Below are 24,555 nucleotides of genomic sequence, written 5' to 3' on the forward strand. Positions count from 1 at the left end.
CGACACAGCGATGAGGAGTACCGATGCTGATCATCCCCGCCATTGATTTAAAAGACGGCCAGTGCGTGCGCCTGCAACAAGGCCGCATGGAAGACGCCACCGTCTTCGGTTCCGACCCGGTCGAAATGGCCGGTCGCTGGGTAGAAGCCGGTTGCCGTCGGCTGCATCTGGTCGACCTTAATGGTGCTTTTGAAGGCAAGCCGATGCACGCCGAAGTGGTCGCTGCGATTTCACGTCGCTACCCTCAGTTGCCGATTCAGATTGGCGGCGGCATTCGCAATATCGACATCATTGAAGCCTACGTCGAAGCCGGCGTCAGCTGGTGCATCATCGGCACCGCTGCGGTTAAAGACCCGGCTTTTGTACGCGAAGCCTGTGCTGCTTTTCCGGGAAAAATTATTGTTGGCATCGACGCTAAAGATGGCCTCGTCGCCACCGAAGGCTGGGCCGATGTGAGCACAGTAAAGGCCACCGACTTAGCGCGTGATTTTGCCGACGCCGGCGTTTCCGCCATCGTCTACACCGACATCGCCCGCGACGGCATGATGCAGGGCGTTAACCTCGAAGCCACCGTCGAAGTCGCCCAGGCCGGTGGCATTCCGGTCATCGCCAGCGGCGGTGTAACCGACATCCACGACATCGAACGACTGTGCACCGTCGCCGACAAAGGTTTGCTCGGCGCCATTACCGGCCGCGCCATTTACGAAGGCAAACTCGATGTGCGTGCGGCTCAGGCTTATTGCGACGAACAGACTGGAGCAAACTAAAATGGGTTTGGCGAAGCGCATTATTCCTTGTCTGGATGTTGACGCCGGTCGCGTCGTTAAAGGCGTTAATTTCGTCAACATCCGCGACGCCGGCGACCCGGTAGAAGTCGCCAAGCGCTACAACGACCAGGGCGCTGACGAAATCACCATGCTCGACATCACCGCCACTCATGAAGGCCGCGATACCATGGTCGACACCGTCAGCGCCATCGCCGGCCAGGTATTTATTCCGCTCACCGTTGGCGGTGGTATTCGCAGCCTCGACGACATTCGCACCATGCTCAACGCCGGCGCCGATAAAGTCTCTATCAACAGCGCCGCGATCAAAAACCCCGACTTCGTGCGCGAAGCTTCACAACGCTTCGGCGCCCAGTGCATCGTCGTCGCCATCGATGCGAAAAAAGTCGGCGATCACTGGGAAATTTTTACCCACGGCGGCCGCAACGCCACCGGCATCAATGCCGTCGAATGGGCGAAAAAAATGGACGACTACGGCGCTGGCGAAATCCTGCTCACCTCGATGGATCGCGACGGCGTTAAAACCGGATTCGACATCGAACTGACCCGCGCCGTCGCCGACGCCGTCCGCGTCCCGGTTATCGCCAGCGGTGGTGTTGGTAACCTGCAACACTTAGCCGACGGCGTCTTGGAAGGTCATGCCGATGCCGTATTAGCTGCGAGTATTTTCCATTTTGGGGAGTACAGTATTGGCGAGGCTAAAGAGGTGATGCGTGGCTGTGGGATTGAGATGCGGGTGTGACAGCCATCACCCGTACGTTCTTACCTTGATACCTCTAACCCATACGCCTAAACAACAATCATAAATTGCCATGGGAATTACGGAATTTCCTCAACATCCGGTTTGATAAACCCCTTCCTCGCCTCCTCAGAAAACAACCGTTCCGCCGAGTAATGCGTCAACATAATCTGCGTATCCAACATCTGCGGATGGCGATCGATCAGGTCGTCCGCTGAGGTAGCGCTGCCCGCTCTGTCCATAAAATGTTTCACCGCCAGTATCCAGGCTTTGGTCAGCGTCTCATGGAATTTAGCCGGATCGACGTTGTTGTGGATGAGGAAGTGGTTGAGGGTGTCGCGCATTTGGTCGGTAGCGGTGTCCGGATTGCTTTCACAAAGATAGACATAAGCCAGACGCAGGTGAGCGCGGTGGTTAAAGTCGGCCGCCGGGAAGGCACCGCTTTCCATTTGCTGTCGGAAGGTCTGGTCGTCGTGACTGGTGGTGAAGCTCATGGTGTCACCTCCTCGGTTGTCTTGATTCGGTCTTTCCTTTGGCTCCTCCAGGTGTTCTGGAGCCTAGACAACGATCGAGTCAAGATGTGATTAACATCCCACTTTTCTACAGCTGACTCAACCACCGTCTTGTAACGGCTACCGACAATCTCTGGGTTACAGCTCGGAAATCAGTTCTGCGGTGCTTTCCAGTCGCTCCCAGCGGGTATCGGTAATCAATTGGGTCTGAGGGTCCAGTTGCAGGTAGGTGCCTTCGATGATTTCCATACAAATCTCACCAGAGGGCGGAAAACCCTGGTCCTGTACCCATTGATCTACTTCGGCTTGAGTAAGATTGGTGATCTTGAAATCGGCGACTAAGGATTCTGTTTTGGGTGCGTTGTAATCCATCAAATAACAGGATGACTGCAACACCCGTATTTCATAGTGGTTATCGGCATTCGCTATCACGCTTTGCACGGTTTGATCTTGCAGTTCGCCAAAGTAAGCGCTGAAGTATTCACTCTCGAGGTTACCCTGCTCTATCCATAGACGGTATTTTTCAAACTCTTCCCCCTGCAAGGTTTGGCGATAGTAGTCCGTCAATTGCTGTTTGACGCCTGTTTCGCTGCTGAAATCGAGGCCCCAGAAATACTCATCCTGGTTCAACCAAAGTTCAACGCTGCGAGGCACAGCATCGGCGACGGCAAAGAGCGGCGTTACTGCCAGCATTGCTATGAAAGGTTTCAGCACGGCATACACTCCTGCCCTAGGGTGTTGTTAGTGAAGCAACTGTCAGCCAACGGCTTCGGCCCTGTTTTTCATCAAGACCAACAACGAGCGGTGGAAGTCGCGGAAAATAATTTCGCCCCAGAGCCGCGAATACCAGCCGAAATGGGTGTTATCGACCAGCGTGGTTTGCAGGTGCAATACCGTCTCACCCTTTTCGTTCTGGGTGATACGGTATTCCCCGTGCAAGGGTGAAAAATACTCGCCACCCAGTTTCACATGAGGGTCCAGCGCTTTGTCGGGAATTTTGTCCGGGTCGATATCGAAATCGTAAGCCATTCGCTGATTAGGTTCCCAGGCAGTGATGACTTCGTTAAAGACCACGCCTTTTTCCCAATAGCTGGTACGCACAGCGCCAACGCCACTGGCATCCATACGCGCTTCGACCGGCCGGGGAACACCGATCAATTGATTAAAAGACAGCGGCAATTCACCGTCTTCAATGATGGTGACGCTGGCGAGCTGGCGCCAAACGATGTCGGGCGATGCATTGATAACCACCTGATTGTGCACCTGGTAGGTTTGCGACGTGGACGGCAATTGAATCTCCAGCGGCCAGATCACCAGCGGAAATACAGCGACCGACAATAAGCTGCCATTCTTGCGCTGAAACATGACCCGATGAATCCAGCCAGCCAAGAGACCACCCAGGCTCGACAGCAACATAAACGCCGGCAGCGCCAAAGCGATGCAAATGCTGCCTTCAATAAAGGTCACAAAGGCCGCCAGCAGAAAAATAAAGATCGGCTGCCACGCCACGATGATCATGCGTTTCCAACGCAGGTCGGGGGTTTGCTGCAATTCAAAATGAATGCGGATATAGCCGATGGCGAAAGGCACACCGCAGAGAAACGAAATTGACACCAGCCAACCCACACCCGCGTTTAGATCGTCATCCACGGCGCTAAAAAGCCACATAAAAAACAACCGAAAAGAAGCGCCATAGAGCACACCCAATAAAATCCCTATGTGTTTTGGCTTCAAGCTCTGCTCCTTATCGGGCTGCGAATGCTTAGGTCGTTTGTACCGCTATGTATTGCCTGGGCGAGCATCCCATGCAGCGCTTAAAGGCAACGCCAAAGGCGCTTTCGGATTCGTACCCAACGGCCTGGCTGATGGCACTGACGCTCAGTTCGGTATCTTCCAGTAATTGGGCGGCATTGACCATGCGCCATTGCAGGAGGTAATCCATCGGCGTGCTATGAACCAGTGTTCTGAACCGGTTAACAAAGGCAGTACGTGACATGCCAGCGGCTTCACTGAGGCTGTGCAGTGTCCATTTCTGATTGAAATGGGCGTGCATCACCTGCAAGGCTTTACTGATTTTCGGATCGGCCATGGCGCTGAGCCAACCGACATCATCGAGATGCGAAAACTGATAGGCGCGCAGGGTGTAGATAAAAATCAGGTGGGATAAATAATCCAACACCAGGCCATTGCCGGCGAGTTGCGATTCGCACTCTTGAATCATCTGTTTAATGGTGTGCGTCAGCGGTTCGGTCGATTGCTCGGCGTAAACCATCAGTACCGGCGGCAGGACATTTTTTAGGAAGTCAGCCCGGGTTTTTTCGAAACCGAAGTAGCCGCAATACATCAGGCACCGACCACCACCTTGAAAGCTGTCCACCCGTTTTGCTGTGGGTGAACTCCACAGCAGATTACTGGGCATGTCCTCGAGGCTGAAGTCGTTGGCCAGTCGAAACGGCCGACCGCTGGTCAAAAGGACAGAGTCGCCAGCGGTCAACAACAGCGGTTCAAACCCCTCGACTGCTACCCAGCATTCACCATTAATAACGGTGTAGAAATACATGCCTTGGTGTTGCGGAAAATAGAAGCACACATCCCCACCAACATCGCGACCACCAACCAGGTAGTTTCTCGGTTTTGCCAAGCGGTAGATATGCGCCAAGGGATCCATGATTTTGTACTATCTCGATAATAATAAGCACTTTTAAGCATTATAAGTACACAGCGTGCGCTCTATAGTCAACGCCAACTTGGCTACGAACGATGGAGAAGCCACTGTGACAGCGCACAATAGCAATCTTGCTCTATGGCTCAATGACAAAGACGGAGACTTAGCTCTGGGCGAAGCCGCCATGGCAGAACCGGGCGAGTTGCAAATACAGATCCGCAACCAGGCGCTTGGACTGAATGTCTTCGATTGGATTCTCAGCCGACTCAGCGGGCTGATTGCGCCGTCGCTGCACTATCCCGCCATCCTGGGAACCGATGTGGCTGGTGAGGTGGTCGCGGTGGGGTCTGGCGTTAGCCGCTTTAAGGTGGGTGATCGCGTTCTGGGTTTGGCCTTGGGCAGTGACAAGAACGTCAATGCCGCCAGCCAGGGAGCCTTCCAGCAGTTCACCTTGCTTGAAGAAGCGAATGCAGCCCGGCTGCCGGATGATCTGTCCTTTGCTTCGGCGGCGGTTTTACCGCTGAGTTTTGCCACCGCTGCCAGCGCTTTACTACTCGATAATCAGTTGGGTCTCGATGCGCGCGGGCTATTTGCCGAGTCTCAACCGAAAGACGAAACGGTATTGATCTGGGGTGGCTCGACCAGCGTTGGCACCTGCGCCATTCAGTTGGCAACCGCCTGTGGCTACAGAGTCATCACCACAGCATCGCCTGCCAATTTCGACTATGTCCGCAGTCTCGGTGCCGCAGCCGTTTTCGATTATCAGGATGCCAAGGCCGTCGCCCAAATTGCCCAGGCATTAACGACTCCACTGGCTGGAACGGTGGCTATTGGTACAGGCTCAGTCGGGCGTTGCATTGAGGTGCTGAAACGCAGTTCTGGGGTCAAGCGTTTGGCCATTGCCAGTACACCGGTGCCGCTGGATGATCTGCCGGATGGCGGACTGCTGGGTTGGAAAAGCCGTACGCTACCAAAGCTAATGACGCTGATGGCCGCCCAGACGATACGTCTGAAACTCAACCGCATCCCGGCCAGTATGATTTGGGGCACCGACATCGCCCAACAAAACATCGGCCAGCGACTGTTCAGTAATTTTCTGGAACCAGCCTTGGCCAGCGCTCGCTTTCAGATTGCCGCCAAGCTGGTGGTGGTAGGCGATGAGTTGGCTGCTATTCCAAAAGCGCTGCGTGAACTGCGCAAACCCGCAGCCAACGGCAAGCGGGTGGTAACTCTGTAGCTCTTTAAGTGAGCGGCCTTTGTCAGAGCGTTGCTAACTTCGCCGACAAAGCTCGTTGAGCCTGGCGAGCACGCTTACCCATCACAGTGCGCAACAGAGGTGCCAGCAATCGGAACGTCCAACGAGTGTTTCGGCTGTAAAATGCCCAATCGATTTTGGTCCGGCCGCTGGGCGCAATCGACAGCCGAATTTCCATGCGCGGCTGAATGCCGTTGAGGTCACCTTCGGTCACAAACAAACTGGCCGGCTGATAATCCGCCACCCTGACGGCCACTGACTGAATGCCCTTGCCAGGCACCTTGACGTCTTCGAGCCAGGTTTTACCAACGCCGATCTCAGCGGAATCTTTTTCGGCGATGCGGATGACTTCAGGAAACCAGTCGCCGAAGTTGGTCATGTCAGACAGGTAGTCAAAGCTCGGTTCAATGGGTGTTTCGGTCAACAGGGTAAAGCTCGCCAATTTGATCACTCTTGCCTCAGTGCAATAACGCTTTTTAGGGAAGCCTGGTAGTGCGGCTGATTGCACCGGCATCAAGCGGCCAGAAGTCATTTTATGCCGTTTAATTGCCGATCACACTGCGTCCGCCGTAACGCCTTTGGCCAATAACACCAAAACCAGTGCCAATAGCGCACAACCGAGAAAACCCAGCGCCAGCGAATAGAGTGTTTGGTTGTAAAACTGTCCGACCAGCAACGCCACGCAGACAGAAATCAAACTGGACACCGAGGCAATCACCGACGCACCCAAACCCGCCACCCGACCCAGCCATTCCATCGCCAGCGCATTGATGTTGCCGAACAGCAAACCGACGCAGAAAAACAAGCCAAACCCCAATACCAAAAACGTCAGCAGGGATGGGTAACCATCGCCGGACCAAGACATCAATAACAACAAAACCGACAGCACGATCATGCCGACCAGGGCGGTGATGGTCTGGCGCTGCATACCAAGCTTCATCACCAGCCGGCCATTAGTGAAGGATGCCAGCCCGATGCCGGAAGCCAGAATGGCGAAGTAAATTGCAAAGCTCGCACCGGCGTTATAAAGGTCGCTGAAAATCGCCTGGGCGGTACTCAAATAGGTGACCTGGCAACCGAAAATCAAGCCCGCCACAGCGGTGTAAGCCATGACTTTGGGATGACGCACGATCAGGCCGGTATTGGCGGCAAGTTTGCCAAGCGACAGTGGAATGCGTCGCTCCTGACTGAGGGTTTCCGGTTGCCGCAGCAGCAACCAGGTCGCACCGATTGCCGCCAAAACGGCGTAGGAAATAAAGATGCCGCGCCAGTTACCGACGGCCAAAACCAACTGACCGAAGGCCGGTGCCACCATCGGCACCAGGATGATCAGCATCACTACAAAAGAAAAAATGCGCGCCATGGCATCGCCGGAAAACTGATCGCGAATCAGCGCCCGGGTGCCGATTTTGGGTCCGGCCACACCGATGCCCTGAATGATGCGTCCGGCCAAGAGCATCGGCAGACTGGTTGCCAGGGTGGCGATCAGCGTGCCAACCATAAAGATGCCCAGGCCGGTCATGATAGCTGGCTTGCGACCGTAAGCATCGGCCAGCGGACCAAAGGTCAGTTCGCCAAATACCATGCCCAACACCAGCATCGACACCACCAACTGAGTGTCGGTGGTGCTAACACCAAACTGCGCTTCGATGGCCGGCAGGCCGGGCAAGATGGCATCGAGCGATAAGGCCGTTAAACAGGTCAGTAACGCAAAGCCGGCCACCAGTTCAGGCAAGGATCGTGATGGCGGTTTGGGAATGGCGGACTCGGACATGGATTGCTCAACAGCCTGACAAACAGCCGACGAGACTACCGCAACTCAGTCACGTAACAGAAGCGCGGAGATAAAAGTTTTTGACATCTCGGTGCCCCTCCCGGATTATTTTTCGACTAACAAATTTAATAAGAAACGGGCGCAATCTATGTATCTCGGTATCGATCTTGGAACCTCTGGCCTGAAGGCCATCCTGCTCAATGAAAACGGCCAGTTGGTCGCCCAGGCAACCGCACCTTTAACCGTCAGCCAGCCGCAGCCCGGTTGGTCGGAACAGGCACCGGAAGACTGGTGGCAAGCCATGCAGGCCGCCTGCGCCCTGCTGGCTAAAGAGCAAGATCTGAGTACGGTGCGCTCGGTCGGCCTGTCCGGCCAGATGCACGGCGCGACCCTGATCGATGCCCAAGGCGACGTCATTCGCCCATGCATGCTGTGGAACGACGGCCGTAGCGGCAAACAGTGCACCGAGCTGGAAGAACGCCTGCCCGATTTCCGCGAGCGCAGCGGCAACCTGGCGATGCCCGGCTTTACCGCCCCCAAGGTATTATGGGTCGCAGAAAACGAACCCGAAGCCTTTAAGCGCATCGACAAGGTGCTGCTGCCCAAGGATTACCTGCGCTACCGCCTGACCGGTGAGTTCGCCTCCGACATGTCTGACGCCGCTGGCACTTCCTGGCTGAACCCGGCCGAACGCCGCTGGGACGATCAACTGCTGTTCGTCACCGGTCTGACCGAAGCCAATATGCCGCGCCTTTATGAAGGCCCGGATGTGACCGGCGTGATCAGTGCCGCCGCCAGTGCAGCGACCGGGCTGCCACAGGTGCCGGTGGTCGCCGGCGCCAGCGATAACGCCGGTGGCGCCCTGGGTGTGGGTTTGATTGAACCGGGCCAGTCGATGCTCAGCCTGGGCACCTCCGGTGTGGTTTTTACCGTCAGCGATGGCCACCGCGCCGCGCCCGAACAAACCGTGCATGCTTTCTGTCACGCCCTGCCCGGCCGCTGGCATCAGATGAGCGTGAATCTGTGCGCCGCCGAATGTCTGGCCTGGCTGGGCCGCATTACCGGTCGTTCGGTGCCCGATCTGATTGCCGCGGTGGAAGACAGCGGCCGCACCGAAACCAGCCTGACCTTCCTGCCGTATTTAAGTGGTGAACGCACGCCGCACAACGATCCGGGTGCACGCGGTCAGTTTCTGGGTTTGTCGGTCAATAGCGATGCCGTCGATCTGACACTGGCGGTGCTCGAAGGCGTTACCTTTGCCCAGGTCGATGGTTTGCATGCGCTGCACGCCGCAGGCGTCACACCGGCCGATATGAATCTGATTGGTGGTGGCAGCCGTTCGGCGTTCTGGCGTCAGTTGCTGGCAGATGCGTTGAAAATCCCCACCCACGCCCGCGACGGCGGCGATGTCGGCCCGGCTTTGGGTGCGGCGCGTCTGGCACAATTGGCCGATAGCAAAGCCGAGTGGTCACAGGTCTTCACCCAACCCAAGCTGATGGAAACCTGCCAGCCAAACGCCAACCGGGCAACTTACCTGGATGCCCAACTGGCGCGTTACCGCGAGCTATACAAGGTCACTCGGCCGCTGCTGGGTTAACCCTGGTCAGACAACCACCGCAAGCCCGTTAGCTGTTCGCTTCGTTGCCACAGCTGACGGGCAACCTCTGGATTGCGCGCCCGACGCGCACAACCCACCTTGATCGCCCGGCCGCGCAATTCGCGAAATCCTCTTGGCCCGGTGAAGTCACCGCCACTGATGTCATCGCCCAGCGCCGCATAGAGCGTGGGCTGGGCGCCGGCCTGAGCGCTTTGCAAAAACGCCGGTCCCACAATGCGCATCAACCAGGCCGGTAAGTAACGTGCCAACTCGGTATTGGAAACGCCGGGGTGAGCCGCAACCGAGAGGGTCTGATAACCGCCTGACTGCAACCGCCGCTGCAACTCGAAAGCAAACATCAAACAAGCCAATTTGCTTTGGGCATAGGCCGCTACCCGCGAATAACGCTGGCGACTGTTGAGATCGTTCAGCTCGATGGTGCCCCCTCGATGCGCCAGTGAACTGAGTGTCACCACCCGTGCACCGGGCGTCGATTCCAGCCTTGGCAGCAAGAGACCGGTGAGCAGGAAGTGGCCGAAATAATTGGTCGCCATCTGTAACTCAAAGCCGTCTTCGGTCAGCGCAAAGGGCGGAAACATCACCCCGGCATTGTTGATCAGCACATCAAGCTGACCGTATTGAGCTAAAAACAGCTCTGCGAATTCACGTACTGACGACAGCCGGCTGACATCCAGCGGTAACACATGAAGCCTTGCCTCGGGCTGAGCACTCAGCAGTTGCGCGCGGGCGGCTTCGGCTTTGTCGGCGTTGCGACAGGCCATGATCACCGTCATGCCTTTCGCCGCCAGCAGGCGCGTGGTCTCCAATCCCAGTCCGGCATTGGCGCCGGTCACAATAGCCACCTTGCCGGATACATCAGCGACTGCATCCAATCTGAACACCATCGGCATCACCTTAGTCGTTGTGTCTGAGTCGTTCACTGCATCAGCTTAGCCCGGCGCTGTGAATGCGCTGAAAGTCAATGTTCTCAGAGGCGGACAGATGCGCACCTTTGACTATACTGATGGTATGGAACGGGGCCGATCCAGCGCCCGACAGGAGGTTTCTTTGCGTCAGTACATTCGCCATCCGACCGACGTGCCGTTAACAGTCCAGGCAGCCGATACACAGAACCCAGGCGCCCGCCTGAAAAACTTCAGCTGTGGTGGCCTCAGCTTCTGCAGCGACCGCGCCTTGACGCCGGGTCAGACATTGCGTTTGAGCATCGACATCGAAGAACCGCCGTTTGAGATCGATGGTCAGGTGGTCTGGTGTCATGTTCAGGATGACCACTATTTGATCGGCGTTTGCTTTCATAGCGATCAGGATGCGTTTTCGGTGCGCATGGTTGAGCAGCTTTGCCGCATTGAGGAATATCGAGACAAGGTGCAGCGTACGGAAGGACGCACGCTCAACAGAGACCAGGCAGCGCGCGAATGGATTGAACGTCACGCGGCTGAATTTCCCACCTGGCAGCCAGAAAGCACCGGCCGATAAACCAACCACGGCTCGATGCCTGGGGCTGGCGTTCAATGATGCAGGTCGAGCTCACGCATCAGGGTTTTCCACAGCGACTGAATATCACGCACGATGGGATGTCGTGGTTTGATTTCCGCCACAGCGCGACGCTCCAGCGCCATCTTTTCCACCTCAGTGGTGGCGCGAATCGACATGGGTGTCGGTGCATCAAACCGTTCGGAAAATCCGTCGATCGATTGCTGATGCAAGGCCAGCCGGCTGTTCACTCGATTGAAAAACGGCATCAGCTTATCGGCGCTGATGGCGTTGTCGTCGGCAAACTCCAGCACATGTTGATAACTTTCAAAACACAAAGGTGTCGGCGTTAACGGCACCAGAATTCGATGCGCCGCGCGATACGCCTGTTCGATCACCGTATTGATGCCGGGCGGGCAATCGATCAGCACCAGATCGTATTGGGATTTCAGCGAACGCAATAAACGCTTGAGGTGTTTTTCCGACGCTTCGTCGGTCATCAACCGATCGAGTTTGCGCAGGCTTTTGCGCGCCGGCAGCAAATAAACGCCGGAGTAACGCGAGGCTTCAATAAAGTCGTTCCAGTCGACACTGGTGCGCAACCAGTCGCGCGCTTTCAAACCTTTGGCTTCACCACCGGAGAGAAAATAACTGGCCGATGCCTGCGGATCGAGATCAATCAACAGCGTTTCAAAGCCGTACTCACTGGCCTGATGCGCCAGATGAATGGCCGTGGAGGTTTTACCCACGCCGCCTTTCTGACTGTGTATCGCTACCACTTTCATAAGAGGTCTCCCACCGTCAAACGGCAGTCAGGTTATGACAACGCCATGTCGATTCGATGACAGTGCAAACCGAATGTCGACATCGTCCGTATTAAGCAAAAAATCAACAGGCCACCGCATGACTGTAACGTTGAAACAAGCCCGCCAAAACCGCACGCCCTTTACACGCGCCGAGGTAGCGGCTCTGCAGGCGAGCTTTTACCATCTGCACCTGTTTCAGGGTGACCAGGGCCATTTGCTGGTGAATGAAGACGGCAAACCCCTGGTGCTGAAATCCTTACCGGCGGTGCGTCAGTTATTGGCACAATTGCCAGTAGCCGCAGCTGAGTTGGTGCACCGCAGCGCCTTCGGCGAAATGATTGGCCAGGCTGATGGTGACAACACCTTGAGACTGCCGTTAAACCTTCATACTGATGTTCAGGGAGAGCACGAATGACACCCAGCCGTATCATGTTGTTCTGGGGCCTTGGTGGCCTGGCCGTCTTTGTGATCCTGGCGTTGTTGCCCTGGGTGAACCCTGGGCTACTCGATTATTTCCACGATTTCAGCGCGCTTATTCTGGTGTTTCTGACCGGTTCAATGTGGCTGCCGGCAGTGACTGGCGAAGATCGCCATGTGCCCGCTATCAGTCTGTCCATGGCGCTCTTTGTGCTGGCCTGGGTCAGCTTCTATTTGCCACTGTGGCTGGCGGTACTGGTACTGCTGCCGGCCTATCCATTGCTGTGGTGGCAGGAACGTCGTTGGTTCGGCGCTACCCAACCGCTGGATTATCGCAATCTGCGCACTCTGCTCACCTGGACCGTCACCGCGCTGCACATCCTGGCATTGGCTGCGGTTATTTGACGCCGATCAAGCGGCTCGCTTGGCAACGGCAAAAGAACTCGCCAGTGCGATTGTAATTTTGTTACATTCTGTCGCGTTCCGGCACGGCCGGCTTGGATGACCAAAGGACACAGAGCCCGTGAGTCAAGCAGGCGAGATACGCAAAATAGGTGTACTGACCAGTGGCGGCGACGCCCCTGGCATGAATGCGGCGGTGCGCGCCGTGGTTCGAACCGCCCTGGTCAAAGGGCTGGAAGTCTATGGTGTGCGCGATGGTTACCTGGGCTTGCACCAGGACCGCATCGATCGACTCGAACGCCATCATGTTTCCGATCTGATCAATCGCGGCGGCACCTTCCTCGGTTCCGCCCGCTTTCCCGAATTCAAAGAAGAAGCCGTACGCCAGGAGTCCATCGCTAATCTGCGCAAGCACGGTATCGATGCGTTGGTCGTGGTTGGCGGCGATGGCTCCTACATGGGCGCCAAACGTCTCACCGAGATGGGTTTTCCCTGCGTCGGCCTGCCCGGCACCATCGACAACGACGTTGCCGGTACCGACTTCACCATCGGCTTTCATACCGCTCTGAATACCGTACTCGACGCCGTGGATCGGCTGCGCGATACCTGTTCGTCGCATAACCGCATCGCCATCGTCGAAATTATGGGTCGCTATTGCGGCGATCTCACCTTGATGGCGTCGATCGGCAGTGGCGCTGATTTCACCGTGGTGCCGGAAAAAGGCTTCGATGAAGAAGCGCTGATTCAATCGGTGGCCGATGGGGTGTCGCGCGGTAAAACCCATTCGATCATCGCCATTACCGAACACGTCACCGATGTGTCGGCGCTGGCCAAACGCATCGAAGCGCGTACCGGCCTGGAAACCCGCGCCACCATCCTCGGCCATATTCAACGCGGCGGCGTGCCCTGCGCTTTCGACCGCGTCCTGGCCAGCCAGATGGGTGCTTATGCGGTGGATTTGTTACTGCAGGGGCGGGGTGGTCGTTGTGTCGGTATCCAGAGCAACCAGCTGGTGCATCACGACATCATCGATGCCATCGAGAATATGCCGCGCCCGTTCAAACAGGACCTGTACGACCTGACCAATCTGTTGGCTTAATCGGCGCAACGTCTATCGGCAAAAAGTGCAATGCCGTCTTGCCCGCCTGCGGATGCAAGGCGGCGGCGCTTTGACGTAGAATGACCGGCCCATAACCGACCTGCGAACCTCGATGTCCAGCTTGACGCTCCCCGCTTTGCGCCACGCCCGTGGCGAAGTCCAGATTCCCGGCTCCAAAAGCCTGTCCAATCGCATTCTGTTGCTGGCCGCTCTGAGTGCAGGCACCACCCAGATCACCAACCTGCTGCGCAGCGATGATATCCGCCATATGTTGACCGCGCTGGAGCAACTGGGCGTCAGCTTTGAACTCAATGACGATGGCACCGAATGCACCCTGACCGGCCTCGCCGGTCCGCTGGCGCGCGGCCAGAATCTGGAGCTCTATCTGGGCAATGCCGGCACCGCTATGCGGCCCTTGGCGGCGGCGCTGTGCATCGGCGAAGGTCACTTTGAGCTGACCGGTGAACCGCGCATGGCCGAACGCCCCATCGGCGATTTGATTAACGCCCTGGCGCCATTGGGGGCAAGGGTTCATTACCGTGGCGAAACCGGCTATCCGCCGCTGGGTATCGACGCCGGCCAATTGCACGGCGGCACGGTGCAGATCGACGGCAGCATTTCCAGTCAGTTTCTGACCGCCTTGTTGATGGCCGCGCCGTTGTTGAATGAAGCGCTGACCATTGAAGTCGTCGGCGAACTGGTGTCCAAACCCTATATCGACATCACCCTGGATGTGATGCGTCGTTTCGGTGTGTCAGTCACCAACCGCGATTATCGCGCTTTCGAAATCGACGCTGGCCAGCGCTATGTCAGCCCGGGCCGCATTCAGGTCGAAGGCGATGCCTCCAGTGCCAGTTATTTTCTCGCCGCCGGCGCCATTGGCGGTGGTCCGGTGCGGGTACACGGCACCGGTACCGACTCGGTTCAGGGCGATGCCCGCTTTGCCGAAGTGCTGGAACAGATGGGCGCCAAGGTCACTTGGGCGCCGGAGTGGATTGAAGTGAGCAACAACGGACCGCTGCAAGCGGTTGACGTCGACCTGAACCACATTCCCGATGCCGCTATGACCATCGCCACCACGGCCTTGTTTGCGCAAGGTACAACGCGCATTCGCAACGTCTATAACTGGCGCGTTAAAGAAACCGACCGCTTAAGCGCCATGGCCACCGAACTGCGCAAGCTCGGCGCCGAGGTGATTGAAGACGAAGATGCGCTGACCATTACGCCACCGGCGCAAACCGCCAGCGCGGCCATCGATACCTATAACGATCACCGCATCGCCATGTGTTTTTCACTGGCCGCTTTTGGCAGCGGCACGGTGACCATTAACGATCCGGGCTGTACCTCCAAGACTTTCCCGGACTATTTCGATCGCTTTGCCACCATTACTGACGGTTAAGGCGACGGCCGATATAATCGGCGCACTTTTGACTTTGTACTCAAACTAAACGCATACGCGAACGCATCACCTAAAGAGGCCCAACATGAGCTATACCCAAATCCCTGCTGGCAAAGACGTCCCCAACGACATCTACGTCGCCATCGAAATTCCGGCCAACGCCAGCCCGATCAAATATGAAATCGATAAAGACATGGACGCCCTGATGGTCGATCGCTTTATGGCCACGCCCATGTTCTACCCGGCCAACTACGGTTTTGTTCCCAACACCCTGGCCGACGATGGCGACCCGGTTGATGTCTTGGTGGTCACGCCTTACCCGGTTGTGCCTGGCTCTGTTATTCGCGCCCGTCCGATCGGCGTGCTGGAAATGACCGATGAAGCCGGCTCCGATGCCAAAGTGTTGGCCGTGCCGCACAGCAAGTTGAGCTCGCTGTATGACGACGTTCAGGAAGCCACCGACCTGCCGCCGCTGTTGCTGGAGCAGATCAAGCACTTCTTCGAGAACTACAAAGATCTGGAGAAAGGCAAGTGGGTGAAGGTCGACGGCTGGGCCGACGCGGCCAAAGCCAAAGAAATCATCAACGAATCCGTCGCAGCCTATAACAAAGGCTGAATCGAACGGATATAAAAAAGCCGCCTCGACAGGCGGCTTTTTTGTGCCTGACAGTTAACCGTTCGCTAACAGTTCGCGCAGATCAATCAGCGCAGCATTAGCGCGTGAAATGTAGCTGGCCATCACCAGCGAATGATTGGCCAGAACACCAAAACCGCTGCCGTTCAAGACGATCGGCGACCACAGATGACGCTGGGTGGCTTCCAGTTCACGGATAATCTGTTGCAGGCTGGCGCGGGCATTTTTGTTATCGAGCACGGAACCGAAATCCGATTCGATGGCGCGCAGAATATGCAGTAACGCCCAGGTTGTGCCGCGTGCCTCATAGAAGACGTTGTCCACCTGCAGGCGCGGCGTTTTTACCGACTGCTCCTGTGCCGCAGGCGTCGACTGAGCCGCACCGCCTTCACGCGCCAGGTCAGTATTAACCCGACGCTGTTCAACCGAGGCACTGAGCCGTTGCGACAAAGAACCCAAACGGGTTTCCACATCGTTCAAATAAGCGCGCAGGTTATCGGCACGGGCGTAGAACTGTGCCTGGGAATTGGCCGGATCAGACAAGCGGTTGAGGTAGGAATCGACCAAGCGCAGCCCGCGACGATATTCGCCTTCGGTGGAGGGCAGAATCCAGCTGGAATTATCGAAATGGAACAGCGGCTCGGCCTGTGCCAGATCCGGGTCTTCGGTCGATTGCGATTGTGACCGGCTCAGATCACGGCGCATGGCCCGACTGAGATCACGCACCTGAGTGACCACGCCAAACTCCCAACTGGGCATGTTATCCAGCCAGACCGATGGCGGCGCCACATCGTTGGACAGGTAGCCGCCCGGCTTTTCCAGCAGCGTGCGCATCAGTTCGGTCAGGGTGTAGGTGGTGGCGTAACCCACCACCAGTTCGCGATCGTTAGCGCGCGCATGTTGCTCTGCACGGGCGACCGGATCGAAGGTGTTCGGCTCATTACTCCAGTACCAGCCGAGCACGATCAAGACCAACAGCACCAAGCCCAGTACAATACCGAGCCAGCGTCCCAGCCGCCGTGTTGGTATCAGCCCACCGAGACGACGGAAAAACCGACCCGGTCCTGCTGTCATTCGCGCCAAACGTTCACGCCACATAGCTTCACTCCTGTGAGTTTTGCCGCCAGCTTAACGACCTGCCCCGACCAAACCAAGCGACAAGGGTCACTTTAATGCCCGCCACCGCTGGCCGAACCAGCATCAATACGGCTAAAGTGCTCATTTTGATGATGAAAATTCACAACTAAAATTCGCCCACCCAGTTGTTCGGCGAAGTTAACGCCAATATCCTCTATATTTCCGGGCACGTTCACGGATATTTTTACGACAGCGAGGCAATTCAAGACCCTTTATGGCACAGCTGCTCCTGCTTAATGGCCCCAACCTCAACCTGCTTGGTACTCGCGAGCCGACCATCTACGGCCACACCGGGCTGGCTGATATTGAGCAGCACTTAACCCAGCAAGCCCAGGCGCTTGGACACTCACTGGATTGCCTGCAAAGCAATCATGAAGGCGAACTGATCGACCGTATCCATCAGGCTCGAACCGATGGTACCGCCTTTATCCTGATCAATGCGGGCGCTTTTACACACACCAGCATCGCGCTGCGCGATGCCCTCGGTGGTGCCGAAGTGCCCTTTATTGAGCTGCACCTGTCCAACGTGCATGCTCGTGAATCTTTCCGCCATCATTCCTATCTCGCCGACAAGGCTGTCGGTGTGATTTGTGGATTTGGGCCGCACAGCTACGATTTGGCGCTGCAGGCTGCACATCAACAATTATCTCGTTAGAGGAACGCATCATGGATATCCGTAAGGTCAAAAAATTGATCGAGTTGCTGGAAGAGTCCGGCATCGACGAAATCGAAATCACCGAAGGCGAAGAGGCGATCCGCATCAGCCGTTCGTCACGCGCCCTGCAAGCGGCGGCGCCGATGCAATACGCGCCGATGCCGGCCCAGGCTCCGGCCGCGGCCCCTGCTCCAGCAGCACCGGCCGAAAGCAGCGAACCGGCCAAGCCGGAAACCAGCGGCCACGCTGTGCGTTCTCCGATGGTCGGCACTTTCTACCGCGCGCCGTCTCCGACCAGCCCGTCTTTCGTTGAAGTCGGTCAACACGTCAACGAAGGCGACACCATCTGCATCGTCGAAGCGATGAAAATGATGAACCAGATCGAAGCCGACAAGAGCGGCGTCGTTGAAGCCATCCTGCTTGAAAACGGCGAGCCGGTTGAGTTCGATCAAGCCCTGGTCACCATTCGCTAACGAGGCCTGTCATGCTGAAGAAAGTGCTGATTGCCAACCGTGGGGAAATCGCTTTGCGTATCCTGCGGGCGTGCAAGGAGATGGGCATCCAAACCGTTGCTGTGCATTCGGTGGTGGATCGCGATCTTAAGCACGTAAAGCTGGCGGATGAATCGGTCTGTATTGGTCCGAACCCTTCCGTCAACTCTTACCTGAACATTCCTGCTCTGATTGCAGCGGCCGAGGTTACCAACGCCGATGCCATTCATCCCGGCTACGGCTTTTTGGCCGAGCGCGCGGATTTTGCCGAGCAGGTGGAAAAATCCGGCTTTGCCTTTATTGGCCCGACCGCCAACGTCATCCGCTTGATGGGTGACAAGGTGTCGGCCATTGAGGCGATGAAGAAAGCCGGCGTGCCAACCGTTCCTGGTTCTGACGGCCCACTGCCTGAAGACAAAGATCAATGCCTGGCCATCGGTCGTCGCATCGGTTATCCGGTGATGATCAAAGCCGCCGCCGGTGGTGGTGGTCGTGGTATGCGCGTGGTGCGTGAAGAAAAAGACCTGATCGGTTCCATTCAGGTCACCAAATCCGAAGCTGCTTCGGCCTTCGGTGACGGCACCGTCTATATGGAAAAATTCCTGGAAAACCCGCGTCACGTGGAAATCCAGGTCCTGGCCGACAGCCACGGCAATGCCATCCATCTGGGTGACCGCGATTGTTCATTGCAGCGTCGCCACCAGAAGGTGATGGAAGAAGCGCCGGCACCGCACGTCAATGAAGAGTCGCGTGCCAAGGTACTCAAAGCCTGTGTCGATGCCTGTGTCGAAATTGGCTATCGCGGTGCGGGTACTTTTGAGTTCCTCTATGAAGACGGCCACTTCTACTTTATTGAAATGAACACCCGTGTTCAGGTGGAGCATCCGGTCACCGAAATGGTTACCGGTGTGGACATCATCAAGGAGCAACTGCGCATCGCCGCTGGCGAACCGCTGAGCTTCAAACAGGATGAAATCCGCATCGTCGGTCATGCGGTTGAATGCCGAATCAATGCGGAAGATCCGCGCACCTTTATGCCGAGCCCCGGCAAGATAACTCAGTTCCACTCTCCGGGTGGTCTGGGTGTGCGCTGGGATTCGCACATTTATTCCGGCTACACCATTCCGCCCTATTACGATTCGATGATCGGCAAGTTGATCACCTATGCGGACACCCGCGAGCAAGCCTTGCTGCGGATGAACTCAGCTCTGGACGAGTTGGTGGTTGGTGGCATCAAGACCAACACGCCGCTGCAAAAAGAGCTGGTCAACGACAGTGGTTTCCAGCGTGGTGGTGTCAATATTCACTACCTGGAACACAAGCTCGCTGCAGAACAGTAAGCGTTTCGGTGGGCAACGAAGGCAGCCAATGGCTGCCTTTTTTATTGGCCCACCGCTGCTGGCCCAGGTGTCATTCGAGCAACAATCCAGTATCCTCGCGAGCAACTTCTGCACCGGCAAATGCTTTCATGCCCTGGCTACAAATCCGTATTCCAACCGACCCCAATCACACCGATGCCCTTGAAGATGCACTGCTGCTGGCAGGCTGTCAGGCGGTCACTCTGATCGACAGCGAAGACCAACCGGTTTTCGAGCCGATCCGGGGTACCACACCGCTGTGGCAACACACCACGGTGCAGGGGCTGTTCGAGGAAGACGTCGATGCGCTGGCCTTGCAAAAAAGCATCGAACAGTTTGCCGACAACGAAGGCATTCAACTGAGCGGTGCCATCCAGACTGAGATTCTCGAAGACAAGGACTGGGAACGTGCCTGGATGGATGCGTTCAAACCCATCCAGTGCGGCCAACGCTTGTGGATTTGCCCGTCCTGGCTGGAACCGCCGCAACCTGAAGCGGTGAATTTGCGACTCGATCCGGGCCTGGCCTTTGGCACGGGAACGCATCCGACCACCTTTTTGTGTCTGCAATGGCTGGATGAAACCATTGCTGGCGATGAGCGCTTGCTCGACTACGGCTGTGGCTCCGGCATTTTAGGTCTGGCCGCCATTCTGCTCGGCGCTAAACAAATGGACGGCGTCGATATCGACCCTCAGGCACTGGACGCCACCCGCGCCAACGCGTCCAACAATGGCATTGAGAACGACCGTTTTAATGTCTGGATCGACGATCAACAACTGGCACCCAGTTACGATTTAGTGGTCGCCAATATTCTGGCCGGCCCGCTGTGTGATCTGGCTGCGTCACTCTGTCAGCGTCTGCAAAGTGGCGGACGGCTGGCGTTGTCCGGCATTTTGTCGCACCAGGCTGAGGCGGTCATGGAAGCCTATCGCCCCTGGATCGACTTGGATGAACCGGTTGAACGCGATGGCTGGGTGCGACTGAGCGGAACCAAGGGAGCCTCTGAATAATTCCCCCGAGGCTCCCTAGTTGTGATCACTCGGTCGCTCTCATAAACTGAATCGTCCGGTGCTATCGTCAATCACCGGAATCCTTTTTACCGCGCACGGATGCCGATAACTCGAATGGCCATGGCTCAAACTTTCATTACTCAGTGCCCACATTGCAGCACCTCTTTTCGCATCACCGATGAGCACTTGGCGGTCGCCAACGGATCGGTGCGCTGCGGTGCTTGCTTGCAAGTGTTCAGTGCGCGCAGTCACATACTCAATGGCAAACTCAAGACCAAGCCATCGGACCCACCCCGCCCGGCTCAAAAAACGCCGCCCAAAACGCAACCCACCGCGGCCAGCGAGAACGACAGCGACGACTTTCTGTTCGAAGACGATCCCAACGATAACTTTGAAGAATTTATTTTCTCCGACGATGACTTGCTGGGCGAAGACAGCAACGACGAACTCGATGAACTCAGCGATGCGTTCTGGGACCTGAGCGACGACGCCCCGCAACAGCAGCCTGAGCCAAAACCAGCCCCGGCACCCGCCAGCAATAAAGCGGAAACCTCATTCGACATCAGCAGCGATAGCGATAGCGATGCCGATGAAGCAGAATCCAGCTGGTTGATGGACGAGGATGACGAGCCGGAAGACGATTCCGAACAAGCCGCCTCACCAGCGGGCGGCAACCGTGCCGCTCAACTGGCGCAGCAGCTGTCGGCAACCGACTTTGATTTCACCGACGAACAGGCCAGTCGCGGTCGCCGCTGGTTAAGTCTGGTGGTCATCGCTCTGTTGCTGGTAACCCTGGCCGGAGAACTCGCCTGGTGGCAAAAAGATCGCTACGCCCGCCTCGACCCCTGGCGCGGCATCTACCAGTCGGCCTGCAATGTGCTCGGTTGCGAACTGCCGCCTCAGCAGGATCTCACCAACATTCGACCCTCCAATGTTCTGGTTCGTAACCACCCAACGGTCGAGAACGTCAAACTGCTGGACGCCATTCTGACCAACCAGGCGCCCTTCCGTCAGCCGTTCCCAACGTTGATTCTGGAGTACACCGACATCAATGGTGAACGCGTTGCCGACCAGGCATTCAGCCCGGCTGACTATTTACGCGGCGAGCTGACTGGCATCAAACTGATGCCGACCAATACCCGCATTTACGTTTCGATACCCTTTCGTGCTCCGGGCAGCGAAGCAGTCAATTACCAACTGCGCACCGCCCCAGGCCCTGGCTGAAAAAACGGCGCCGATAAACACCGATGTCCGTTGCATGTCAATCTTTAAGTTCGACCGCTAAGTCAGTATCATTCCCCGCCCCTGAGCTGAGCAATTTTTAACCGCTTATCGTGTTTGCCATCGGCCCCTACCAGTTTGATCGCCCCACCGTCCTGGCGCCCATGGCCGGTGTGACTGATCGTCCGTTCCGCACTCTGTGTCGATCACTGGGTGCCGGCCTGGTGGTCTCCGAAATGGTGACCAGCGATACCCGGTTATGGCACACCACCAAGTCGCGTCAGCGGCTCGATCACGATGGCGAAGCCGGACCGATCAGTGTGCAGATTGCTGGCGGGGATGCGCAGATGATGGCCGAAGCAGCACGCGCCAATGTTGCCGGTGGCGCCCAGATTATCGACATCAATATGGGTTGCCCGGCCAAGAAGGTCTGCAACAAGGCCGCCGGTTCCGCGCTGATGCGTGATGAACCCCTGGTCCGCGAAATTCTCGAAGCCGTGGTCGCCGCTGTCGATGTACCGGTGACACTGAAAACGCGCACCGGCTGGGCACCGGATCAGCGTAACGCCATTCGCATCGCGCGCATGGCCGAAGACCTTGGCATTCAGGCGCTGGCAGTGCATGGCCGGACCCGTGCCGATGCTTATCGCGGTGAGGCCGAGTACGACACCATCGCCGAAGTGAAGGCCGCGGTATCGATTCCGGTGCTGGCCAACGGCGATATTGACGGACCGCTCAAAGCCGCCGAAGTGATGAATTACACCGGCGCCGATGGCGTGATGATTGGCCGCGCGGCTCAGGGCAATCCGTGGATTTTCGCGGCCATCAATGACTACCTGGCGAGCGGAGAATTACGACCGGCGCCAAGCCTGGACACCGTAGCCGAAACCTTGGCCGGCCATGTTCAGGAGCTGCACCGTTTTTACGGCGACTATCTGGGCGTGCGCATCGCCCGCAAGCACGTTGGCTGGTACCTCAAAGGCCAGCAGGTGGAACGACCCACCCTCAAAAATTTTAATGCCCTGGAGCAGCCTCAGGCCCAGCTTCAGTGGTTGAACCAGTTGTTTGATCGTTTGACTTCTTTAAAGGAAACAGCCGCATGAGCCTCGACACCTTCGTCACCGATTCCTCCAGTGCCCAACCACAATCCAACGACACCTTTCAGGTCGATGCATCGGTAGAACAGCCCCAGACTCTCAGAGACAGCGTTGAAATCGCCATGCGCAATTACTTCGCGCACCTGGAAGGCCAGGACGTTGCCAACGTTTATCAGATGGTGATGAGCGAAGTCGAAGCGCCCATGCTCGAAGCGGTGATGCGATTTTGCCGCGACAACCAGACCAAGGCATCCCAGGTGCTCGGCCTGAACCGCGGCACCCTGCGCAAAAAGCTCAAGCAATACGGCCTGCTCTAAGCGGCCACCAAAGGCGACCTCAGGGTCGCCTTTGGTTTTTCTGGACCTGTCATTTTCTGACCAATCGAACGACTTTCCGCCCGTGAGGACCGCATGACCCAAGCCCCCCAACGCGCCCTGCTCAGTGTTTCCGACAAAACCGGCATTCTCGATTTCGCCCGCGCCCTGCATGAACGTGGCGTCGAACTGCTGTCCACCGGCGGCACCCACCGCCTGATCAGCGAAGCCGGCATTCCGGTGCGTGAAGTGTCCGATCACACCGGTTTTCCGGAAATGATGGCCGGCCGGGTGAAAACCCTGCACCCGAAAGTGCACGGCGGCATTCTGGGTCGACGCGGCATCGACGATGCGGTCATGGCCGAACACGACATAGCCCCCATCGATCTGGTGGTGGTCAACCTGTATCCGTTCGCCGCAACCATTGCCAAGCCGGATTGCACCTTGGGCGATGCCATCGAGAACATCGATATCGGCGGCCCGACCATGGTTCGCTCTGCAGCCAAGAACCACAAAGACGTCGCCATCGTGGTTAACAGCGGTGACTACGACACCCTGCTGGCCGAGTGGGATGAAACCGGTGGCCTCAGTGCCGCCACCCGTTTTCGATTGGCGCGTTCAGCATTCGAACACACCGCCGCCTACGACGGCATGATCGCCAACTACCTGGGCAGCGTCGATGCCGAAACGGCACCGGCCAGCGTACCGGCACGCAGTGATTTCCCGCATACCTTTAACCAGCAATGGCAGTTGAAAGACGTCATGCGCTATGGCGAAAACCCGCATCAGAAGGCGGCGTTTTATGTCGACGCCCAGCCGTTGGAAGCCAGCGTCGCCACCGCGACCAGCATCCAAGGCAAGGCGCTGAGCTACAACAACATCGCCGATACCGATGCGGCCTTGGAATGCGTTAAAGCCTTCAAGGCGCCCGCCTGTGTCATCGTTAAACACGCCAACCCTTGCGGTGTGGCGACCGGTAGCAATCTACTCGATGCCTACAATCGCGCCTTCCAGACCGATCCAACCTCAGCCTTTGGCGGCATCATTGCGTTCAACGGCGAACTGGACGAAGCCACTGCCCAGGCGATCATCGAGCGTCAGTTTGTTGAAGTCATCATCGCGCCGAGCGTGTCCTCCGCTGCGGCCAAGGTTGTCGCCGCCAAACCCAATGTTCGCCTGCTGGCCTGCGGCACTTGGAACGACGCTGTTGCCGGTTTCGATTTCAAGAAGGTCAACGGCGGCCTGCTGGTGCAGGACCGTGATTTGGGCCGCATCAGTGTCGACGAACTTAAGGTCGTCACCAAGCTCGCACCCACCGATGCTCAACTGGCCGATCTGCAATTTGCCTGGTCGGTTGCCAAATTCGTTAAATCCAACGCCATCGTTTATGCGCGTGATGGCCAGACCATCGGTGTCGGTGCCGGCCAGATGAGCCGTGTTTACAGTGCCAAGATCGCCGGTATCAAAGCCGCCGACGAGAACCTGGAAATTGCTGGCTCGGTGATGGCGTCCGATGCCTTCTTCCCGTTCCGCGACGGCCTCGATCAGGCCGCTGAGATGGGCGTTAAAGCGGTGATCCAACCCGGTGGCAGCATGCGTGATGACGAAGTCATCGCTGCGGCCGATGAACACGGCATCGCTATGGTATTCACCGGCATGCGCCACTTCCGCCACTAAGACGCCCAAGGAGATCA

At 57.1% G+C, this 24,555-nt stretch carries 27 protein-coding genes; 18 read left to right on the forward strand and 9 right to left on the reverse strand.

Going from position 1 to position 24,555, the window contains the following annotated elements:
- Positions 1-23 precede the first annotated feature (23 nt).
- Complete coding sequence (gene hisA, locus ACXAE6_RS00730) at positions 24-767, forward strand: 1-(5-phosphoribosyl)-5-[(5-phosphoribosylamino)methylideneamino]imidazole-4-carboxamide isomerase (RefSeq protein ID WP_475143182.1); 744 nt, start codon at positions 24-26, stop codon at positions 765-767.
- 1 nt (position 768) lies between these two features.
- Complete coding sequence (gene hisF / locus ACXAE6_RS00735; RefSeq protein WP_475143184.1) at positions 769-1,527, forward strand: imidazole glycerol phosphate synthase subunit HisF; 759 nt, start codon at positions 769-771, stop codon at positions 1,525-1,527.
- A gap of 77 nt (positions 1,528-1,604) precedes the next feature.
- On the opposite strand, the gene ACXAE6_RS00740 is transcribed toward hisF, so the two are convergent.
- The 4 genes from ACXAE6_RS00740 to ACXAE6_RS00755 form a co-directional block, all read right to left on the reverse strand.
- Positions 1,605-2,018, reverse strand: coding sequence for a hypothetical protein (locus tag ACXAE6_RS00740; RefSeq protein ID WP_475143186.1), 414 nt, complete (start codon positions 2,016-2,018; stop codon positions 1,605-1,607).
- A 156-nt stretch (positions 2,019-2,174) separates the two neighbouring features.
- Positions 2,175-2,750, reverse strand: a complete 576-nt coding sequence (locus tag ACXAE6_RS00745) for a hypothetical protein (protein ID WP_475143190.1) — start codon at positions 2,748-2,750, stop codon at positions 2,175-2,177.
- Positions 2,751-2,792: 42 nt separating this feature from the next.
- A complete protein-coding gene (locus ACXAE6_RS00750) occupies positions 2,793-3,770 on the reverse strand; it encodes an SRPBCC family protein (RefSeq protein ID WP_475143194.1) in 978 nt (325 codons plus the stop codon).
- Between the two features lie 28 nt (positions 3,771-3,798).
- Positions 3,799-4,704: an AraC family transcriptional regulator gene (locus ACXAE6_RS00755; protein WP_475143196.1), complete on the reverse strand. Its 906-nt coding sequence runs from the start codon at positions 4,702-4,704 to the stop codon at positions 3,799-3,801.
- A gap of 106 nt (positions 4,705-4,810) precedes the next feature.
- Between ACXAE6_RS00755 and ACXAE6_RS00760 the strand changes: the two genes are divergently transcribed.
- Complete coding sequence (locus tag ACXAE6_RS00760) at positions 4,811-5,938, forward strand: zinc-binding alcohol dehydrogenase family protein (RefSeq protein WP_475143200.1); 1,128 nt, start codon at positions 4,811-4,813, stop codon at positions 5,936-5,938.
- A 22-nt stretch (positions 5,939-5,960) separates the two neighbouring features.
- Here the strand turns inward: ACXAE6_RS00760 and ACXAE6_RS00765 are convergent, their stop codons facing one another.
- Entirely contained in the window at positions 5,961-6,407 is a 447-nt protein-coding gene (locus tag ACXAE6_RS00765; RefSeq protein WP_475143203.1) for an SRPBCC family protein, read from the reverse strand.
- A gap of 102 nt (positions 6,408-6,509) precedes the next feature.
- On the reverse strand, positions 6,510-7,730 hold the full coding sequence (locus ACXAE6_RS00770; protein ID WP_475143206.1) for a multidrug effflux MFS transporter: 1,221 nt from the start codon (positions 7,728-7,730) through the stop codon (positions 6,510-6,512).
- A 148-nt stretch (positions 7,731-7,878) separates the two neighbouring features.
- On the opposite strand from ACXAE6_RS00770, the gene xylB reads away from it, so the two are divergent.
- Positions 7,879-9,327: a xylulokinase gene (gene xylB, locus ACXAE6_RS00775; RefSeq protein WP_475143210.1), complete on the forward strand. Its 1,449-nt coding sequence runs from the start codon at positions 7,879-7,881 to the stop codon at positions 9,325-9,327.
- On the opposite strand, the gene ACXAE6_RS00780 is transcribed toward xylB, so the two are convergent.
- A complete protein-coding gene (locus ACXAE6_RS00780) occupies positions 9,324-10,232 on the reverse strand; it encodes an oxidoreductase (protein WP_475143214.1) in 909 nt (302 codons plus the stop codon). The two genes, xylB and ACXAE6_RS00780, sit on opposite strands and share 4 nt — an antisense overlap.
- 163 nt (positions 10,233-10,395) lie before the next feature.
- Between ACXAE6_RS00780 and ACXAE6_RS00785 the strand changes: the two genes are divergently transcribed.
- Entirely contained in the window at positions 10,396-10,824 is a 429-nt protein-coding gene (locus ACXAE6_RS00785) for a PilZ domain-containing protein (protein WP_475143217.1), read from the forward strand.
- A 32-nt stretch (positions 10,825-10,856) separates the two neighbouring features.
- Here ACXAE6_RS00785 and ACXAE6_RS00790 read toward each other — a convergent pair whose 3' ends face one another.
- Positions 10,857-11,606: a ParA family protein gene (locus ACXAE6_RS00790; RefSeq protein WP_475143219.1), complete on the reverse strand. Its 750-nt coding sequence runs from the start codon at positions 11,604-11,606 to the stop codon at positions 10,857-10,859.
- A 118-nt stretch (positions 11,607-11,724) separates the two neighbouring features.
- Between ACXAE6_RS00790 and ACXAE6_RS00795 the strand changes: the two genes are divergently transcribed.
- The 5 genes from ACXAE6_RS00795 to ppa all read left to right on the forward strand — a co-directional run bounded on the left by ACXAE6_RS00795 (position 11,725) and on the right by ppa (position 15,560).
- The gene (locus tag ACXAE6_RS00795) at positions 11,725-12,042 is read left to right on the forward strand and encodes a DUF6482 family protein (protein ID WP_475143222.1); all 318 of its coding nucleotides are present in this window, start codon (positions 11,725-11,727) and stop codon (positions 12,040-12,042) included.
- Complete coding sequence (locus ACXAE6_RS00800) at positions 12,039-12,449, forward strand: DUF3429 family protein (protein WP_475143225.1); 411 nt, start codon at positions 12,039-12,041, stop codon at positions 12,447-12,449. The genes ACXAE6_RS00795 and ACXAE6_RS00800 overlap by 4 nt, the downstream gene beginning before the upstream one ends.
- Positions 12,450-12,567: 118 nt before the next feature.
- Positions 12,568-13,545 carry a 6-phosphofructokinase gene (pfkA, locus tag ACXAE6_RS00805; protein ID WP_475143228.1) on the forward strand — a complete coding sequence of 326 codons (978 nt, stop codon included), beginning with the start codon at positions 12,568-12,570 and terminating at the stop codon, positions 13,543-13,545.
- A 112-nt stretch (positions 13,546-13,657) separates the two neighbouring features.
- Complete coding sequence (gene aroA, locus ACXAE6_RS00810) at positions 13,658-14,944, forward strand: 3-phosphoshikimate 1-carboxyvinyltransferase (RefSeq protein WP_475143231.1); 1,287 nt, start codon at positions 13,658-13,660, stop codon at positions 14,942-14,944.
- Positions 14,945-15,029: 85 nt separating this feature from the next.
- Positions 15,030-15,560 carry an inorganic diphosphatase gene (gene ppa, locus ACXAE6_RS00815; RefSeq protein ID WP_392800129.1) on the forward strand — a complete coding sequence of 177 codons (531 nt, stop codon included), beginning with the start codon at positions 15,030-15,032 and terminating at the stop codon, positions 15,558-15,560.
- 54 nt (positions 15,561-15,614) lie between these two features.
- Here the strand turns inward: ppa and ACXAE6_RS00820 are convergent, their stop codons facing one another.
- Positions 15,615-16,676, reverse strand: a complete 1,062-nt coding sequence (locus ACXAE6_RS00820; RefSeq protein ID WP_475143236.1) for a DUF2333 family protein — start codon at positions 16,674-16,676, stop codon at positions 15,615-15,617.
- Positions 16,677-16,929: 253 nt separating this feature from the next.
- Here ACXAE6_RS00820 and aroQ point away from each other — a divergent pair, with 253 nt between their 5' ends.
- The 8 genes from aroQ to purH all read left to right on the forward strand — a co-directional run bounded on the left by aroQ (position 16,930) and on the right by purH (position 24,538).
- Positions 16,930-17,370: a type II 3-dehydroquinate dehydratase gene (gene aroQ, locus ACXAE6_RS00825; RefSeq protein WP_475143239.1), complete on the forward strand. Its 441-nt coding sequence runs from the start codon at positions 16,930-16,932 to the stop codon at positions 17,368-17,370.
- Positions 17,371-17,381: 11 nt separating this feature from the next.
- Positions 17,382-17,843 (forward strand): acetyl-CoA carboxylase biotin carboxyl carrier protein, encoded by a 462-nt coding sequence (accB, locus tag ACXAE6_RS00830; RefSeq protein ID WP_475143241.1) that lies wholly within the window; start codon positions 17,382-17,384, stop codon positions 17,841-17,843.
- Positions 17,844-17,854: 11 nt separating this feature from the next.
- Positions 17,855-19,201 carry an acetyl-CoA carboxylase biotin carboxylase subunit gene (gene accC / locus ACXAE6_RS00835; RefSeq protein WP_475143244.1) on the forward strand — a complete coding sequence of 449 codons (1,347 nt, stop codon included), beginning with the start codon at positions 17,855-17,857 and terminating at the stop codon, positions 19,199-19,201.
- 128 nt (positions 19,202-19,329) lie between these two features.
- Positions 19,330-20,229 carry a 50S ribosomal protein L11 methyltransferase gene (gene prmA, locus ACXAE6_RS00840; protein WP_475143247.1) on the forward strand — a complete coding sequence of 300 codons (900 nt, stop codon included), beginning with the start codon at positions 19,330-19,332 and terminating at the stop codon, positions 20,227-20,229.
- A gap of 120 nt (positions 20,230-20,349) precedes the next feature.
- The gene (locus ACXAE6_RS00845) at positions 20,350-21,453 is read left to right on the forward strand and encodes a DUF3426 domain-containing protein (protein ID WP_475143250.1); all 1,104 of its coding nucleotides are present in this window, start codon (positions 20,350-20,352) and stop codon (positions 21,451-21,453) included.
- A gap of 107 nt (positions 21,454-21,560) precedes the next feature.
- Positions 21,561-22,553 carry a tRNA dihydrouridine synthase DusB gene (dusB, locus tag ACXAE6_RS00850; RefSeq protein ID WP_475151684.1) on the forward strand — a complete coding sequence of 331 codons (993 nt, stop codon included), beginning with the start codon at positions 21,561-21,563 and terminating at the stop codon, positions 22,551-22,553.
- The gene (fis, locus tag ACXAE6_RS00855; protein WP_108164517.1) at positions 22,550-22,864 is read left to right on the forward strand and encodes a DNA-binding transcriptional regulator Fis; all 315 of its coding nucleotides are present in this window, start codon (positions 22,550-22,552) and stop codon (positions 22,862-22,864) included. Before dusB ends, fis begins: the two co-directional genes overlap by 4 nt.
- 93 nt (positions 22,865-22,957) lie before the next feature.
- Entirely contained in the window at positions 22,958-24,538 is a 1,581-nt protein-coding gene (gene purH / locus ACXAE6_RS00860; protein ID WP_475143254.1) for a bifunctional phosphoribosylaminoimidazolecarboxamide formyltransferase/IMP cyclohydrolase, read from the forward strand.
- The last annotated feature ends 17 nt before the right edge of the window (positions 24,539-24,555 follow it).

Source organism: Saccharospirillum sp. ABV4_185 (genome assembly GCF_056159245.1).